Annotated in this window: 11 protein-coding genes; 5 read left to right on the top strand and 6 right to left on the bottom strand. The window is 60.6% G+C overall.

Translation table 11 applies throughout. The annotated features are described in order from the left end of the window. The first annotated feature begins 46 nt into the window (after positions 1 to 46). The gene (locus D8U70_RS11190; RefSeq protein ID WP_130900013.1) at positions 47 to 2,140 is read left to right on the top strand and encodes an LTA synthase family protein; all 2,094 of its coding nucleotides are present in this window, start codon (positions 47 to 49) and stop codon (positions 2,138 to 2,140) included. 72 nt (positions 2,141 to 2,212) lie between these two features. Here D8U70_RS11190 and D8U70_RS11185 read toward each other — a convergent pair whose 3' ends face one another. Beyond that, positions 2,213 to 2,365 (bottom strand): DUF3309 family protein, encoded by a 153-nt coding sequence (locus D8U70_RS11185; RefSeq protein WP_003183939.1) that lies wholly within the window; start codon positions 2,363 to 2,365, stop codon positions 2,213 to 2,215. Positions 2,366 to 2,695: 330 nt separating this feature from the next. Here D8U70_RS11185 and D8U70_RS11180 point away from each other — a divergent pair, with 330 nt between their 5' ends. The 3 genes from D8U70_RS11180 to csrA all read left to right on the top strand — a co-directional run bounded on the left by D8U70_RS11180 (position 2,696) and on the right by csrA (position 4,226). Continuing rightward, positions 2,696 to 3,511: an SDR family oxidoreductase gene (locus tag D8U70_RS11180; protein ID WP_125926386.1), complete on the top strand. Its 816-nt coding sequence runs from the start codon at positions 2,696 to 2,698 to the stop codon at positions 3,509 to 3,511. A gap of 63 nt (positions 3,512 to 3,574) precedes the next feature. After that, on the top strand, positions 3,575 to 3,907 hold the full coding sequence (locus D8U70_RS11175; protein WP_073472324.1) for a YnfA family protein: 333 nt from the start codon (positions 3,575 to 3,577) through the stop codon (positions 3,905 to 3,907). Between the two features lie 133 nt (positions 3,908 to 4,040). Further along, complete coding sequence (gene csrA, locus D8U70_RS11170; protein ID WP_024013891.1) at positions 4,041 to 4,226, top strand: carbon storage regulator CsrA; 186 nt, start codon at positions 4,041 to 4,043, stop codon at positions 4,224 to 4,226. A 5-nt stretch (positions 4,227 to 4,231) separates the two neighbouring features. Here csrA and D8U70_RS11165 read toward each other — a convergent pair whose 3' ends face one another. The 4 genes from D8U70_RS11165 to D8U70_RS11150 form a co-directional block, all read right to left on the bottom strand. Next, positions 4,232 to 4,459, bottom strand: coding sequence for a YheU family protein (locus D8U70_RS11165; RefSeq protein WP_003172962.1), 228 nt, complete (start codon positions 4,457 to 4,459; stop codon positions 4,232 to 4,234). A gap of 169 nt (positions 4,460 to 4,628) precedes the next feature. Continuing rightward, positions 4,629 to 5,819 (bottom strand): osmoprotectant NAGGN system M42 family peptidase, encoded by a 1,191-nt coding sequence (locus tag D8U70_RS11160; protein WP_024013890.1) that lies wholly within the window; start codon positions 5,817 to 5,819, stop codon positions 4,629 to 4,631. A 160-nt stretch (positions 5,820 to 5,979) separates the two neighbouring features. Continuing rightward, a complete protein-coding gene (ngg, locus tag D8U70_RS11155) occupies positions 5,980 to 7,728 on the bottom strand; it encodes an N-acetylglutaminylglutamine synthetase (RefSeq protein ID WP_130928890.1) in 1,749 nt (582 codons plus the stop codon). 3 nt (positions 7,729 to 7,731) lie between these two features. Continuing rightward, positions 7,732 to 9,504, bottom strand: a complete 1,773-nt coding sequence (locus tag D8U70_RS11150) for an N-acetylglutaminylglutamine amidotransferase (protein WP_122751487.1) — start codon at positions 9,502 to 9,504, stop codon at positions 7,732 to 7,734. Between the two features lie 318 nt (positions 9,505 to 9,822). Here D8U70_RS11150 and D8U70_RS11145 point away from each other — a divergent pair, with 318 nt between their 5' ends. After that, a complete protein-coding gene (locus D8U70_RS11145; protein ID WP_130928889.1) occupies positions 9,823 to 14,646 on the top strand; it encodes an NEL-type E3 ubiquitin ligase domain-containing protein in 4,824 nt (1,607 codons plus the stop codon). Between the two features lie 3 nt (positions 14,647 to 14,649). Here the strand turns inward: D8U70_RS11145 and mnmC are convergent, their stop codons facing one another. Next, positions 14,650 to 16,629, bottom strand: coding sequence for a bifunctional tRNA (5-methylaminomethyl-2-thiouridine)(34)-methyltransferase MnmD/FAD-dependent 5-carboxymethylaminomethyl-2-thiouridine(34) oxidoreductase MnmC (gene mnmC, locus D8U70_RS11140; protein WP_130928888.1), 1,980 nt, complete (start codon positions 16,627 to 16,629; stop codon positions 14,650 to 14,652). Between the last annotated feature and the right edge of the window lie 191 nt (positions 16,630 to 16,820).

The following is a 16,820-nucleotide window of genomic DNA, read 5'->3' as shown; positions in this document are numbered from 1 at the left end:
CCGCTGTATTTTTGCAACTTCAACTTCCAATGGGTCCTAAAACGACATGGCAAACCCGGACGCCCTGAGTCAGCAGCGATCTTCTGCTCGTCTGCTGCAACCGACCGTCAAATCGCATCTGGCCTACACGCTGCTGTGCGCACTGGTCATGATGGTCATGTTTTCCGCGCTGCGCCTTGCGCTGCTGGTCTACAACCGCGAGATGATCCTCGACACCCCGGCCGCGACCTTCCTTGAAGCGTTCGTCAACGGTCTGCGTTTCGACCTGCGCCTGGTGGTCTACCTGTGCATTCCGCTGGTGCTGGCGCTGTTCAGTGCTCGGGCCATGGCCGCGCGCGGTTTCTTCCGTCTGTGGCTGACCGTCGCGTCGAGCATCGCGCTGTTTCTCGGCCTGATGGAGATGGACTTCTACCGCGAGTTTCACCAGCGCCTCAATGGTCTGGTGTTCCAGTACGTGAAGGAAGACCCGAAAACCGTAATGAGCATGCTCTGGTACGGTTTCCCGGTGGTGCGCTACGTGCTGGCGTGGGTGATCGGCACGGTCATTCTGACCCTGGCGTTCAAAGGCGCCGACCGCGCCACCCGCCCGCGCGGACCGTTCAGCGGCGGCAGCGTCAGCTCCCGTCAGGTTGCGCCGTGGTACACCCGCCTTGCGGTGTTCGTGGTCTGCCTGCTGATCTGCGTCGTCGCCGCTCGCGGCACCTTGCGTCAAGGCCCGCCGATGCGTTGGGGTGACGTCTATACCACCGATTCCAACTTCGCCAACCAGCTCGGCCTCAATGGCACGCTGTCGCTGGTCGCCGCAGCCAAGGCGCGCATGGGCGAAGACCGCGACAACATCTGGAAAGCCACCCTGCCGCAGGAACAGGCGCAGCAAGTGGTGCGCGACATGCTGTTGATGCCGGACGACAAACTGGTCGATGCCGACATCGCCGCTGTTCGCCGCGACTACATGCCGCCGGCCGACAAGACCCTGCCGATCAAGAACGTCGTGGTGATCCTGATGGAAAGCATGGCCGGTCACTCGGTCGGTGCTTTGGGCGCGCCGGGCAATATCACCCCGTACCTGGACAAGCTGTCGAAGGAAGGTCTGCTGTTCGACCGTTTCTTCTCCAACGGCACCCACACCCACCAGGGCATGTTCGCGACCATGGCCTGCTTCCCCAACCTGCCAGGTTTCGAATACCTGATGCAGACCCCGGAAGGCAGCCACAAACTGTCCGGTCTGCCGCAGCTGCTCAGCGCCCGCGACTATGACGACGTCTACGTCTACAACGGTGATTTCGCCTGGGATAACCAGTCGGGCTTCTTCAGCAACCAGGGCATGACCAACTTCGTTGGCCGCAACGACTTCGTCAATCCGGTGTTCTCCGATCCGACCTGGGGCGTGTCCGACCAGGACATGTTCGATCGTGGCCTGCAGGAACTGAAGGCGCGGGAAAACGGCAAGCCGTTCTACGCGCTGCTGCAAACTCTGTCCAACCACACGCCGTACGCCTTGCCCACGCCATTGCCGGTCGAGCGCGTCACTGACCGTGGCAGCCTCAACGAACACCTGACCGCCATGCGCTACTCCGATTGGGCGCTCGGCCAGTTCTTCGAGAAGGCGCGCAAAGAGAAGTACTTCAACGAAACCCTGTTCGTCATCGTCGGCGACCACGGCTTCGGCAACGAGCGCCAGATCACCGAAATGGACCTGGGCCGCTTCAACGTGCCGATGCTGATGATTGCCCCGGGCATCCAGCAGAAGTTCGGTACCCGCGACCACACCGTGGGCACGCAGATCGACATCGTGCCGACCATCATGGGCCGCCTCGGTGGCGAAGTGCGTCACCAGTGCTGGGGCCGTGACCTGCTCAACCTGCCGCAGGGCGACACCGGCTTCGGTGTGATCAAGCCATCTGGCAGCGAGCAGACCACCGCCATCGTCACCGCCGATGAGATTCTGGTGTTGCCGCGTGACAAGGACATGGGCCCGAAAATCTGGAAATATCAGCTGGGCGCCAACCCGCACGCCGAAGTTGTACCGGACGCGCCGCGCACTGCCGAACTCAAACTCAAACTTGAAGCGTTCCTGCAAACCGCGACCAAGAGCCTGCTCGATAACACCGCCGGTGTCATTCACGGCAAGCCGGACTGATGACTGGTTAAAGTCCACGCAATAAAAAAGAGGCCCTTGAACAAGGGCCTCTTTTTTTACCGCTTCAAATCGTCATATCTTGCCGAGTAACAACAGCACCAGCAGCACGACCAACACCACGCCGATAATACCCGACGGGCCATAACCCCAACTTCTGGAGTGCGGGAAGACCGGCAGACCACCGATCAGCAACAGGATCAGGATGATGATTAGAATTGTGCCCATGGGTGATTTCCTTGTTCAGAGTCTGGAAGAGTCTTGATGCTCAGTGGGCAGCTGGAGAGCAACTAAATTCCAGCCGGCTTACATGTTCCGACTTGCGCCGATGAAAAAAAATTCAATGTTTTTTTAATGTATTTGGATTGGCTGGTTATTTCCTTTAAAGCAAAAAAGCAAAAGATCGCAGCCTTCGGCAGCTCCTACAGGAGACCATCCCCAAAACAATGACGGCTGGAATCTTTTGATCCTCCATTCAGCAACTGGATGGAGCGTGGGTGAACGAACTTCCTTCGCTACACTCGGCGCATCTCTCCCGGAACAACAAGGCTGTCCGCTATGCAAAATCGCATGATGATCACTGGTGCAGGCTCAGGCCTGGGTCGCGAAATCGCGCTGCGCTGGGCCCGTGAAGGCTGGCGGCTGGCCTTGTCCGATGTCAGTGAGCCCGGCCTGCAGGAAACCCTGAAGCTGGTGCGCGAGGCGGGCGGTGACGGCTTCATCCAGCGCTGTGACGTGCGCGATTACAGTCAGCTCACCGCCTTCGCCCAGGCCTGCGAAGAGAAGCTCGGCGGCATCGACATCATCGTCAACAATGCCGGCGTCGCCTCGGGCGGGTTTTTCAGCGAATTGTCTCTGGAAGACTGGGACTGGCAGATCGCGATCAACCTGATGGGCGTGGTCAAGGGCTGCAAAGCGTTCCTGCCGCTGCTGGAACAGAGCAAGGGCAAGATCATCAACATCGCCTCCATGGCCGCGTTGATGCAAGGCCCGGCAATGAGTAACTACAACGTGGCCAAGGCCGGCGTAGTGGCGTTGTCGGAGAGTCTGCTGATCGAACTCGCGCAGCAGGAAGTGGCGGTGCATGTGGTTTGCCCGTCGTTCTTCCAGACCAACTTGCTCGATTCTTTCCGCGGCCCGACCCCGGCCATGAAAGCCCAGGTCGGTAAGTTGCTGGAAAGTTCGCCGATCAGTGCCGCCGACATCGCTGACTACATCTACCAGCAAGTCGCCGCCGGCGAATTCCTGATTCTGCCTCACGAACAAGGGCGCATGGCCTGGGCGCTGAAACAGAAGAATCCGCAACTGCTCTACAACGAAATGACTTCCATGGCCGAGAAAATGCGCGCCAAGGCCAAACAAAACAACGCTTGATCTTGTTCGATTCCCGCCGCGTCGTTAGGGTGGCCGCCACGGTCACCCTGTCGAGACGTCTCCATGCTCAATTACTTGTGGTTCTTTCTTGCGGCGCTGTTTGAAATCGCCGGCTGTTTTGCCTTCTACATGTGGCTGCGCCAGGGCAAGAGTGCGTTGTGGGTGCTTCCCGCGTTGCTCAGCCTGACCCTGTTCGCGCTGTTGCTGACCCGTGTTGAAGCGGCCTACGCCGGGCGCGCCTATGCCGCGTATGGCGGGATCTACATCGTTGCTTCGATTGGCTGGCTGGCGGTGGTCGAGCGGGTGCGTCCGCTGGGCTCGGACTGGATCGGCATGGCCCTGTGCGTGGTCGGTGCCAGCATCATTCTGTTCGGGCCGCGCTTTTCCGCTGCCTGAGGCTTTTGTGCGAAGCGTCTGACAGCTGCGGGCGTGGGCTCCTGTAGGGCAAGACTGATTTGCTCGTCGTGGATTGTGAAGACGCTGTAAGCCGCGCATCTTCAGGGTTTGCCAGTCCTGAAGGATGAATCCCATGCTTGTACTCAGCCGTGTGGTCGGTGAGTTGATTTCAATCGGAGACGACATCACCCTGCGTGTTCTGTCGGTCAACGGCTCCAGCGTGCGCTTCGGCGTCGAGGCGCCGAAAAAGGTCCATGTACACCGCGCCGAGGTCTATGACCGGATCAAGCGCAAGGAAGCCGCGGCGAAGGCTGGCTGACGGTTTCAGTCGAACAGATGCTTGGGTACGTCGTGCTTGAGCATCAGCTGGCACTGCTCGCTTTCCGGATCGAACACGATCAATGCCTGGCCTTTGGTCAGTGCCTGACGCACGCGCAGGACGCGGGTTTCCAGCGGGGTGTCATCGCCGTTATCGGTACCGTCGCGGGTGACGAAATCCTCGATCAGGCGGGTGAGGGTGTCGACTTCAAGCGCGTCGTGGGGAATGAGCATGGGCACCTCGGTCAAATCAATGTCGGGATGCTACGGGGATTGGGTTTTGTCTGCCAGTTCTGTATCGGTCTTGCCGGCCCATTCGCGAGCAGGCTCGCTCCCACCTTTGAAATGCGATCCCTGTGGGAGCGAGCCTGCTCGCGAAGGCGGTTATCTGTTCACCGAAGGCTCAACTGTCAGAACGCTGCCCCACCAGACTGTCCACCGGCGGCACGCGGGTTTCGCTTTCCATCTGCGTGTCATGCTCGATCTGATGGCTGAAGCGATCCAGTGAAGCATTGGCCGGCGCCGCATCGCTGGCAAAGACCGGCGGGCTGAGAATGTACGCGCCGAGCAAACGGCTGAGCGCCGCCAGACTGTCGATGTGCGTGCGCTCGTAGCCGTGCGTGGCATCGCAGCCGAAAGCGAGCAGGGCAGTACGAATGTCGTGGCCGGCGGTGACCGCCGAGTGCGCATCGCTGAAGTAATAGCGGAACATGTCACGGCGCACCGGCAATTCGTGTTCATCGGCCAGACGCAACAGATGCCGCGACAGGTGATAGTCATACGGCCCGCCGGAGTCCTGCATCGCCACGCTCACCGCGTGTTCGCTGGAGTGCTGGCCGGGGGCGACCGGTGCGATGTCGATGCCGACAAATTCGCTGACGTCCCACGGCAATGCCGCCGCTGCACCGCTGCCGGTTTCCTCGGTGATGGTGAACAGTGGATGGCAATCGATGTTCAGTTCCTGGCCACTGTCGACAATCGCCTTGAGCGCGGCGAGCAGCGCTGCGACGCCGGCCTTGTCGTCGAGGTGGCGGGCGCTGATATGGCCGCTTTCAGTGAACTCCGGCAGCGGATCGAAGGCCACCACGTCGCCGACATGGATGCCCAGCGATTCGCAATCGGCTTTGGTCGTGCAGTAGGCGTCCAGACGCAGTTCGACGTGGTCCCAACTGATCGGCATTTCATCGACCTGGGTATTGAACGCATGCCCGGACGCCATCAGCGGCAACACGCTGCCGCGAATCACCCCGGTGTCGGTAAACAGGCTGACTCGGCTACCCTCGGCAAAGCGGCTCGACCAGCAGCCGACCGGGGCTAGGGTCAGGCGACCGTTGTCTTTCACCGCACGCACAGCAGCGCCGATGGTGTCCAGGTGCGCAGACACCGCGCGGTCAGGGCTGCTTTTTTTGCCCTTCAACGTCGCGCGGATGGTCCCGCGCCGGGTCATTTCAAACGGAATGCCCAGCTCTTCGAGACGCTCGGCGACATAGCGCACGATGGTGTCGGTGAAACCGGTAGGGCTGGGAATGGCGAGCATTTCCAGCAGGACTTTTTGCAGGTAAGCCAGATCCGGTTCAGGGATTTGTGTGGTCATGGAAACTCCTGATGGGTTGAGCACATCGATGGTTTCGATGAGGAAAATTGGTGGTGACGTTCAGGGCCTCTTCGCGAGCAGGCTCGCTCCCACATTTGGAATGCATTCACCCTGTGGGAGCGAGCCTGCTCGCGAAGGCGTCAGTAGAGGCGCTTCATAATCACGAAACAGCCGGCTGACTATGCGGAAACAACAGATCGACAAAGCGCTCCGCCGTCGGCTGCGGTTCGTGGTTGGCCAGGCCGGCGCGTTCGTTGGCTTCGATGAACACGTACTCGGGCTGATCCGCCGCCGGCACCATCAGATCGAGCCCGACCATCGGAATGTCCAGTGCACGCGCCGCACGCACTGCCGCGTCGATCAGGGTCGGATGAAGAATGTCGGTCACGTCTTCCAGCGTACCGCCGGTGTGCAGATTGGCCGTGCGCCGCACAAACAGATGCTCGCCGGCCGGCAGGATGCTGCTGTAGTCATAGCCGGCAGCGTGTAGCGTGCGTTGGGTTTCGTGGTCCAGCGGAATCTTGCTTTCGCCGCTGGTGGCCGCTTGCCGACGGCGGCTCTGCGCTTCGATCAGCGCACCGATCGAATGCTGACCATCGCCAACCACTTCCGCCGGACGGCGAATCGCCGCCGCTACCACTTCAAAACCGATCACCACGATGCGCAGATCAAGGCCTTCGTGGAAACTTTCCAGCAGCACGCGACTGTCGAACTGCTTGGCGGTTTCGACGGCTTTCTGCACTTCTTCGATGGTGCGCAGATCCACCGCGACGCCGTGGCCCTGTTCGCCATCGAGAGGTTTGACCACCACCCGTTGGTGTTCATCGAGGAAGGCCAGATTGTCGTCGGCATTGCCCGCCAGTTGCTGCGCGGGCAGTTTCAGACCTGCGCCTTTCAGCACCTTGTGGGTCAGGCTTTTGTCCTGGCACAGGGTCATGCTGATCGCACTGGTCAGATCGCTCAACGACTCGCGGCAGCGCACGCGACGGCCGCCATGGCTGAGGGTGAACAGCCCGGCGTCGGCGTCATCCACTTGCACGTCGATACCGCGCCGATGGGCTTCTTCGACGATGATCCGCGCGTAAGGATTGAAATTCGCCTCCGGACCCGGGCCGAGAAACAGCGGCTGGTTGATGCCGTTCTTGCGCTTGATGGCGAAGGTCGGCAGGTTGCGGAAACCCAGTTTGGCGTAAAGGTTTTTCGCCTGACGATTGTCGTGCAGCACCGACAGATCCAGATAAGCCAGGCCGCGACTCATGAAGTGCTCGACCAGATGTCGCACCAGCACTTCGCCGACGCCGGGGCGCGAGCAATGCGGGTCGACCGCCAGGCACCACAGGCTGCTGCCGTGTTCCGGGTCGTTGAAGGCTTTTTCATGATTGAGACCCATGACACTGCCGATCACCGCGCCGCTGTCTTCGTCTTCCGCCAGCCAGTAGACCGGGCCGCCCTGATGATGCGGGGTGAGCAACTCCTGATCGATCGGCAACATGCCGCGCGCCTGGTACAAACGGTTGATGCCTTGCCAGTCGGTTTCGCTTTGCGCACGACGAATGCGGAAGCCGCGAAACACCCGCGTGGCCTGCCGGTAATCGCTGAACCATAAACGCAGGGTGTCGGATGGATCGAGAAACAGCTGCGTCGGCTCCAGGCCGAGAATCTGCTGCGGTGCGGCAACATACAGGGCGATGTCGCGCTCGCCGGGTTGCTCGTTGAGCAGCTCCTGCGCCAGCGACGCCGGGTCGGGAAAGGTGTGGCCGATCAGCAGCCGGCCCCAACCGCAATGCACGGCAATCGGAGCGCTGGCAAGCTCGCTGCCGTCTTCGGCCAGGCGCGCCTGCAAACGTTCATACGAGGGGGCCTGACCACGCAACAGGCGTTGGTTGATGGACGTGGCATGGGGTTTCATCAATCAGATTCCTTGTTCACTGAGCCACAGGTTCAGGGCCGCCAGTTGCCACAGTTTCGAGCCGCGCAATGGGGTCAGTTGGCCTTGCGGGTCAGTCAGAAGCTTGTCGAGCATGCTCGGGTTGAACAGGCCGCGATCCTGGCTCGGATCCAGCAGCAACTCGCGCACCCAATTGAGCGTGTCGCCCTGCAAGTGCTTGAGACCCGGCACCGGGAAATAGCCTTTCTTGCGGTCGATCACTTCGCTTGGAATGACCCGGCGCGCAGCTTCTTTCAGCACTTGCTTGCCGCCATCGGGCAGCTTGAATTTGCCCGGCACACGGGCCGACAGTTCGACCAGTCGATAGTCGAGAAATGGCGTACGCGCTTCCAGGCCCCAGGCCATGGTCATGTTGTCGACGCGTTTGACCGGGTCATCGACCAGCATCACCGTGCTGTCCAGACGCAGCGCCTTGTCCACGGCAGCCTCGGCGCCGGGCTCGGCAAAATGCTGTTTGACGAAGTCGCCCGCCGCATCATGATCGACCAGCCATTTCGGCTGCACAGTCGCCGCGTAGTCGTCGTAGCTGCGATCGAAAAATGCATCGCGATAAGCGGCGTACGGATCCGCCGCGCCGTCGACCTGCGGATACCAGTGGTAACCGGCAAACAGTTCGTCCGCACCTTGGCCGCTCTGCACCACTTTGCAGTGCTTGGCCACTTCGCGGGACAACAAATAGAACGCGATGCAGTCATGGCTGACCATCGGTTCGCTCATTGCGCGGAAAGCGGCGGGCAGTTGTTCGATGATTTCTTTCTCGTCGATGCGCAACTGATGGTGGCGAGTGCCGTAGTGTTTGGCGATCAGGTCCGAGTACTGGAACTCGTCGCCGCGCTCGCCGCCGGCATCCTGGAAACCGATGGAGAAGGTCGACAGATTCTCTACGCCGACTTCGCGCAGCAGGCCGACGAGCATGCTCGAATCGACACCGCCCGAAAGCAACACACCGACATCCACTGCCGCGCGCTGACGAATCGCCACCGCTTCGCGGGTGCTGTCGAGGACGCGATCGACCCAGTCTTCCAGATTGAGGTTTTTCTCGTCTTCATTCGGGCCGTAGGGCAGGGTCCACCAGGTTTTCTGCTCGGTGCGGCCATCGGCTTCAACGCGCATCCAGGTGGCCGGCGGCAGTTTTTCGATACCGGCCAGCAACGTGCGCGGTGCAGGTACGACCGCGTGGAAATTCAGATAGTGATTGAGCGCCACCGGATCGAGGATCGGGTTGATGTCGCCGCCCTTGAGCAGCGCCGGCAGTGCCGAGGCGAAGCGCAGGCGTTGGCCAGTGCGCGACAGGTACAGCGGCTTCACGCCGAGACGGTCACGGGCGATGAACAGGCGTTTGGCATCACGCTCCCAAATGGCGAAGGCGAACATGCCGTTGAGCTTCGGCAGCAGTGCCTCGCCCCAGGCGTGATAACCCTTGAGCAGCACTTCGGTGTCGCCACCCGAATAGAAGGCATAACCCAGTGCTTCAAGCTCTGCGCGCAATTCCGGGAAGTTGTAGATCGCACCGTTGAACGCCAGGGACAGGCCCAGCTGGCTGTCGATCATCGGCTGCGCCGAGCCGTCCGACAGGTCCATGATTTTCAGGCGTCGATGACCCAGGGCAATCGGCCCTTGGGCATGGAAGCCCCACGCGTCAGGGCCGCGAGGGGCCAGGTGATGGGTGATTCTCTCGATCGCTGCAAGGTCTGCAGGTTGTTGATCAAAACGTAACTCGCCAGCTAATCCGCACATAAAGTCCTTACCGGTTTTTCCGTTGGGGAAGGTCAAGCCGTACCACGCGAAAAGTGCGGGTACTCAGAAACTGACCTGTCACGGTAGGCGGAGTTTTAGATCGATAAGTTATAAGCGCGGCGCTACGGCCTCTGCAGGTCGGTGCTAGAGGGTGCCCTGACAGCGTTAGCCGGTTTTTTTTGCGGGGCGGTAGCGGGCTGTTTTATAGGCCGAAAAACTGCGTGTGTTTGCGGCATTTGCCAGCAGTTTTTTCCATTATCAATTCATTCACACCATCGCTAAGGTCAGAAGCCCCAACAGCAATAAAGGACTATTGCCATGTCAGTGCAGCAACAGAAACAAAACCTTGCTCCATCTTCAGTGCTCGGCACGCTGCTGGAAGCCACCGCAGACCTCGACACGGCCGAGGCCCTGGAGAAAAGTCTGCCGCCTTATTTGCTCAAGGCTTCGCCCGACACGCTGGCCACGCTGGATCAGACCGCTCGCGAGCTGCATCGCCTGCAGCTCAAAGTGGCCAAGGATCTGGCCGGATTGCAATCGTTGCGCGGTTTCTGCAAAAAAGAACTCACCGCTGCGTTGAACGCCAAGTGGCCGGCGGTCTATGACGTCGAACAGGATGTGCTCAGTCTGCCGGGTGACGATTGCGGCTGCGACGCGACGGCGACCAACCAGGCGGGTATCGATGTAGTAAAACACGCCGCGCAAACCCTGCTGCAGGCGGCGATGCAGAACTTCACTGAAGACGAGGAGCAAGCCGATGGTTTCCCGTCCGGCAGTGTCGTGCGCATTGCCAGTGCGCCTGCGGGAGTGCAGGGCCTGACACCGCAGGCGTTCGCCGCGTTGTGCCGCACGCTCGACCTGGGCAAGAAATATCAGCAACATTTCCAGCAAGTCTTCGGCCTGCGCGATGCCGACGGCAAAGTCGTGACCAGCAGTGTCCTGACCCACGACATTGGCGCGATGAAAAAAAACCTGTTGCAGCTCGACGCCCATCTGGCCGCGCTCAAGGCTGATATCACTCCGCAGGGATTGCGCATGCTGCAGGACCTGATTGATGCCCAGGGCGTGGCGTCGGCAACCCTGCGCCACGGCAATGACCCGATGATCATGCAGGGCATCGAGATACTGGACAGCTGCGTGTGGGGCGTCGTGGTGTTCTGCGCGCGCTCGGTGCAGGAACATCCCGAGGATGGTTGCCTGGTCTACATGGCGGGCGAGCCCGAGAGGGCGTTGTACGAATATCCAAGCTTCAATGCCTTCAAAAACTATCTCACGCAACAACTGCGCAAACCGGACTACAAGGATTATTTCGGTCGATGCCTTGATGAGGATGACAAGGCCGATTTCTTCAAAACGTTCGAGGAAAAGGGCGAGTTGGGCCTCATCAGGCAACTGTCGATGAGTGTCCCGCTTTTTGATTTCATGGTGCAGAGTCACGTCGGCAAATTACAGATCGATGCGCGCAAACTGGCAGTGCCGACGGCAGATATCGATGAGGACGCACGCCAGAAACGTCTGCTGGATTTTCTCCAGCTGGGTGTGACCATCGCGTCAGTGGCAGGCATGTTTGTGCCGGTCCTTGGCCAACTGATGATGGGCGTTGCGGTCGGGCAGTTGCTCGGCGAAGTTTATGAAGGGGTCGAAGACTGGCAGCGTGGCGATCATCAGCAAGCGCTTTCGCACCTGCTCAGCGTGGTGGAGAACATCGCGCTGATGGCGGCGTTTGCCGGCGGGCAGAAGGCGTTGGGCACGCTGGGCGGCAAACTGCTGCGCTCGCACCCGGAGTTCTTCGGGCAATTTCGGGCCATCCTCAATCACGCAGGCAAGGCACGTCTGTGGAAGCCCGATCTCGTTGCCTATGAGCATTCACTCCCGGCGGGATTCACCATTGATGCCAGCTCCAAGGAGTTTTATCAGGTGGGCCACAAAACCCTTGGGCGTGTCGATCATCGATTCTTTGCCGGCAGTTACGATGCCGATGCCAGCCTGTGGCGTCTGGAGCATGCCAGTCGCGCTGACGCCTATGCCCCGGAGTTGGCCCGACACGTTGAGGGCGGCTGGCGCATTCCTGGCGAAGAGCCCGAGGAGTGGGGCAGTTCTGCGTACACACTCAAACGCATCGACCCGCACCTGAGCGAATTCACCGACAGCGACCTGGATAACATGCGTCGGCTCAGTGGCACCAGTCATGACCAATTGCTCCAGGCGTTCAACGATAACCTGGCGTTGCCGGAGCGTCTGCGCGACACGGTGGAACGCGTGCGTCTGTCCCGTCAACTGCGCCAGCTGACCCGCGAACTGCAGGCCGGCGAAGTACATTCCGGTCAGCCCGCCGAGGAGCAATTGCATGCATTGCCCAAGCTCAAGGGCTGGCCAACCGACCGCTACATCAAGGTTACCGACGCCGATGGCAGCGTCGAGGCAACTTATCCATTGACCCGTGAGCCCGACGAAGCTCTGAGCGTGGCAGTCAGCCGTGAACAACTGGCGGCGGGGCAGTTGCTGCGAACGGTCATTGATGGCCTGTACCAGAACGAAGTCGATGCTCTGCTCGGCGGTAAAACCGCCGCCAGCCTGGAAGAGTCGGCGCTGGCGAAGAAGCTCGGCGCGGCGCTGAAGACGGATCATCGTGAGGCGCTTGAGCGTATGTATCAGCGTTATGACCAGAGCGAGGCGGACGATGTGCTGAAGTTGCGCAAGGTCTTTGCCGCCATTACGACGCGCCATGGGCAGCAGCTGATCGAGCGCGCGCCGAGTATCGAACGATTGCATCTGCGCGAGACCGGGCAGGTGCCGTTGCGGATGGGGCAACGCGTCAGGCAAAACATCAACGCAGTGCGACTCGATCGTGCCCTGGCAGGTTTGCATTGGCCACGACTGGCCAATGCCGATACCGACAAACTGGCCATTCAGTTGCTGCCACGACTGAGCGGCTGGGATGCACAATTGCGCTTGCAAGTGCGTGACAAGACACTCGCCGGGCCAATTCTGGAAGCCATCGGCGATGCCTCTGCGAAACCCGAAAATACCTGCTCGCTGGTGAAGTCTGCTGCCGGTTACGAGGCGTTCAGTGGCGACGGCAAGTCACTTGGCAAAGTGGCAGCAGCGCCGGGGGATCTGTACAGCGCGATTCTCAAAGCGCTGCCGTTGCGTCAGCGGACGGCCGCCGGGTTGGGCGGGTCTGCGCAGGCTGACACGGTGCGCTTGCGCAGCAAACTGCTCGATGCGGCGCTGGACGAACGCGAGGAGACAGCGCAGACACTGGTTCGCGGCACGTTTGAGCCTCGGCTTGTCGAGCCGGCCTGCATGCAGAGCGATCAGGCTGCCGGGACGGAGCATTCGCGGGCGCTGCTGCGCAAGGCGCGCAAACTGTATCCACGCTTGAATCAGCAGCAGCTCAGCCAATTGCTCGATGAGCTGGGCGATGATCCGTTGAGCCGTGCGACCCGCATCAAAGCCCTGCGTCAGGATTTGCAAACCCTGCGTGACGCGCTGTTTGTCTGGAGCGAAGATGCCGCCGCACTGAAAGCCATGGGTGGCGATCTGGCCGAAGCGCGGCACAGCCGGAAAATCGCCGCCGAGTTGATCGAAGAAGGATTTCGACGCTTTCATTGGGCCACCAACGAAGAGGGAAAAAACCTCTGTACCCTCAACCTTGACGGCATGCGCATCGGTAAGGTGCCAACATTGCCGCCGTCGGTGAGCTTCGACCACATAGAGCAATTGTCGATGCGCAACATGGCGCTGGGTGATGATGTCGCGCACTTCCTCAAGTCCTTCAAACAGCTCGAGCTACTGGAACTGGGCAGCAACACGATCACCCGGTTGCCTGAAGTGTTGTCGCACATGCCGCGTCTGCAACGGCTGAGTCTGGCAGGCAATCAGCTCAAACTGACCGAACAGACCCTGGCGAAGCTGAACAGTCTGAGCACGTTGCGCTACCTGAATCTGGACAAGAATCCGTTGGGCGCCACCCCGGATTTCAGTCAAATGACGCAACTGCGCCGCTTGTCCCTGCAAGAAACCGGCATCACGGAACTGCCAGAAGGCCTGTCCAATTCCGTCCACATTGAATTGATGAACCTGACCGGGAATAAAATCAAAGAGCTGCCCGACTGGTTATTCCAGAAAACACGCCATTTCACCAGCGCACTCAAGCTGGGACTGAATCCTTTTTCCGAACGCAGCAAAACGCATCTGGAAAACTATCGCGATAATTTCGGCATCGGTATGGACTACCTCCCCAATGACATCGCCAGGATGAACGAGCAACACGCCCGCTCGCTCTGGTTGACCAAGAACAGTGGCGAGGAGTGGGCAGAACAGACGCGCATCTGGACGGCATTGCGAAACGAGCCGAAGGCCGATGGGTTGTTCACCGTGCTGGCGCAACTGGGCGATACCGCGGACGGGAAAAAGGCCAGCGCCGACTTGCAGCGACGCGTCTGGGCGGTACTGAAGGCGGCCGAAGCTGACGGGCCGCTGTGTGAACAAGTGCTCGACACGGCTGCCGATCCGCTTCATTGCACCGACAACGCAACGCTGGTGTTCAGTCGCCTGGAAGTCGAGGTGGAAGTCGAGCGGGTAACCAGCGCGGCAAGCGGCCGCAAGGTCACTGCCAAGGCTCTGCTGGAACTGGGCCGCAGTCTGTTCAGGCTGGACAAGCTGGAAGAAATTGCCCTGGAGCATTCGCTCCGGGCGCCGAAGGTCGATGCACTGGAAATGAACCTTGCTTATCGCATCGGTCTGACCGATGAGCTGGGGCTGCGCGGTCAACCGAAGGGTATGCTGTTCGATGCCCAGAGTGGCGTGACAGCCGCTGATCTTGAGGTCGCCAGAAATCGCGTGATGACTGCCGAACTTTCCCCGCAATGGCTGAAATACATGCAGGAGCGAACGTTCTGGCGTGATTATCTGAAGCGTACGTTTACGCGCAAATTTTCAATGATCGATGAATCGTTCGCGCCGCGCATGAGTGCCCTCGATGAGCAGGCGGACACCCTCCTCAGTGCCGACTATGTGAGTCAGGCGAATGCCCTCCAGCTTGAAAAGGAGCAGGCACAAGAGGCAGTGATCAAGCGCCTGACCGAAGAGTCCATACGCCTGATGGATCTCGGCCTCTGTGTGATGCCGGACATCTGATATTCACTTGCCGCGAATCAGTTTGCGCAAGGCAAACCGGTTGGGATGGCACGCTTCGGCCACGCTGCGCGGCAACGGCAGCGGCTCGTTGTCCAGCCACGCGGCGAGCAGTTCGCCGGACAGCGGCGCGGTGATCAGCCCGCGAGAACCGTGGCCGCTGTTGACGTACAGACCATCGAGCCATGGGCAGGCGAGGTCCGGCACCTGTCGGGCGTCTTTGCTCAACGCAGCGTAGGTTTGATTGAAGGTTTGCAGATCAGCGAGCGGGCCGACAATCGGCAGGTAATCGGGGCTGGTGCAGCGATAGGCTGCGCGGCCCTCAAGGTTCTCAATTGGCTGCTCGCTGATGTTCAGACGGCTCAGCAGATCGCTGGAAATTTCTTCGAGCATCGCCAGATTGCCTTGGTGCTCGGCAGTCGTGGGCGTCAGGTCGTCGCTGTTGAAGTCGAAACTCGCGCCCAGGGTGTGCTCGCCCAGACGCGCCGGGGCAACGTAGCCCTCGGCGCACACCACGGTGGCCAACGCACGACTGTCTGCGGTTTCAGGCAGACGCGTGATCTGCCCGCGAATGCGCTTGAGCGGCAATTCGGCACTCTGGGCAAAACGTTTGATTTCGGCAGCACCGGCCAGGATCACCACCGGCGCACTGGCGAGCAAACGCTCGCCGTCGAAGGCTTGCCACTGGTCAGCGACTTTACGCAGTTCCAAAGCTTCGTGATGGCTGAGCAACTCAATATTGGTGTGGGCCGCCTGGGCCTGACACAGCGCCGGCGGATGCACCCAGCCGCCCTCTGGGTAGAACAAGCCGCCGTGGGCCATGCCGACACCGGCGCGAGCCTGCGCTTGCGGCTGTTCCAGCCACTGCAAGAGATCTTCAGGAAACGCCGCCGCCAGTTGCCCGTGGCGCTCGGCTTCCTTGGCGTTGAACGCCAGTTGCAGCACGCCGCAGTCATCCCAGTCGCTGCCGCGTTGCAGGCTTTCCAGCAGGCGCCGGGTGTAACCGAAGCCGCTGACGATCAACTGCGACAACGCCGTGCCATGGGCGGACAGCTTGAGATAGAGCACGCCTTGCGGGTTGCCGGACGCTTCCTGCGCCACCGCCGCGTGACGCTCGAGCAGACTCACCTGCCAGCCGCGCGCCGCCAGACTCGACGCCGTCGCGCAGCCGGCCAGACCGGCGCCGATCACCAGCGCCCGGCGCTCACCGCGCAACGGAGCAGGGCGGGCGAACCAGGGTTTAACCGGCATTGGCGCCGTCACCTCGGCGGGCCAGCCGAGAAATTCGCCACGCAGGATTTCCCACTTGTGGCCGATGCCCGGTGTGCGCTTCATCTTGAACCCGGCAGCGTTGAGCAGACGCCTTACCCAACCGGTGCTGGTGAAGGTGCTGATGGTCGAGCCCGGTGCGGCCAGACGCGCCAGTTCGACGAACAGCTCAGCGGTCCACATGTCCGGATTTTTCGCCGGTGCGAAACCATCGAGAAACCACGCGTCGATCTGCGCATCGAGTTGCGGCAGTTGCTCCAGCGCATCGCCGATCAGCAAGGTCAGCGTCACTCGACCTTCGGCCAAAGTAATGCGCTGAAAGCCTTGATGAATCGCCACGTAATGCCTCAGCAACTGATCCGCCAACGGCTTGAGTTCCGGCCACAGTGCCAAGGCCCGGCGCAGATCCGCAGGCGCCAGCGGGTACTTCTCGACGCTGACAAAATGCAGGCGCGCACCGGCCACCGCGTGCTGTTCGAACAACTGCCAGGCGCAGAGAAAATTCAGCCCGGTGCCGAAGCCGGTTTCGCCAATGACCAGCCGACCATCCGCCGGCAGCGCAGCAAAGCGCTCGGCCAGACGGTTCTGCTCAAGAAACACGTAACGGGTTTCCTCCAGCCCCGACTGATCGGAAAAATACACGTCATCAAACACCCGCGAACGTGGGCGTCCCTGGTCGTCCCAGTCGAGTTGGGCGTGGGGCATTTCGGCTTTCATGGCAGGCTCGGCAAACACAAGGCGGCCATTCTAGCCGATCACGCCGGTACTACCTGATCCAGCACAAGACTCGCAGTGAAAAGAACCCTGTGGCGAGGGGATTCATCCCCGCTGGACTGCGCAGCAGTCCCAAAACCACAAGACTCGCAGTGAAAAGAACCCTGTGGCGAGGGGATTCATCCCCGCTGGAC

The sequence above is a fragment of the Pseudomonas sp. Sample_20 genome, assembly GCF_004307585.1.
Taxonomy (GTDB): Bacteria; Pseudomonadota; Gammaproteobacteria; order Pseudomonadales; family Pseudomonadaceae; genus Aquipseudomonas; species Aquipseudomonas atacamensis.
Note: the sequence above shows the minus strand (reverse complement) of the source record. Positions and strands in the feature narration are given on the sequence as shown.

What these genes read in the sequence shown, in the direction of transcription:
- D8U70_RS11180 (WP_125926386.1), top strand. Translation starts at nt 2,696, where the DNA reads ATGCAAAATCGCATGATGATCACTGGTGCAGGCTCAGGCCTGGGTCGC.
- D8U70_RS11165 (WP_003172962.1), bottom strand. Translation starts at nt 4,459, where the DNA reads ATGCTCATTCCCCACGACGCGCTTGAAGTCGACACCCTCACCCGCCTG.
- D8U70_RS11175 (WP_073472324.1), top strand. Translation starts at nt 3,575, where the DNA reads ATGCTCAATTACTTGTGGTTCTTTCTTGCGGCGCTGTTTGAAATCGCC.
- ngg (WP_130928890.1), bottom strand. Translation starts at nt 7,728, where the DNA reads ATGAAACCCCATGCCACGTCCATCAACCAACGCCTGTTGCGTGGTCAG.
- D8U70_RS11160 (WP_024013890.1), bottom strand. Translation starts at nt 5,819, where the DNA reads ATGACCACACAAATCCCTGAACCGGATCTGGCTTACCTGCAAAAAGTC.
- D8U70_RS11145 (WP_130928889.1), top strand. Translation starts at nt 9,823, where the DNA reads ATGTCAGTGCAGCAACAGAAACAAAACCTTGCTCCATCTTCAGTGCTC.
- csrA (WP_024013891.1), top strand. Translation starts at nt 4,041, where the DNA reads ATGCTTGTACTCAGCCGTGTGGTCGGTGAGTTGATTTCAATCGGAGAC.
- mnmC (WP_130928888.1), bottom strand. Translation starts at nt 16,629, where the DNA reads ATGAAAGCCGAAATGCCCCACGCCCAACTCGACTGGGACGACCAGGGA.
- D8U70_RS11185 (WP_003183939.1), bottom strand. Translation starts at nt 2,365, where the DNA reads ATGGGCACAATTCTAATCATCATCCTGATCCTGTTGCTGATCGGTGGT.
- D8U70_RS11150 (WP_122751487.1), bottom strand. Translation starts at nt 9,504, where the DNA reads ATGTGCGGATTAGCTGGCGAGTTACGTTTTGATCAACAACCTGCAGAC.
- D8U70_RS11190 (WP_130900013.1), top strand. Translation starts at nt 47, where the DNA reads ATGGCAAACCCGGACGCCCTGAGTCAGCAGCGATCTTCTGCTCGTCTG.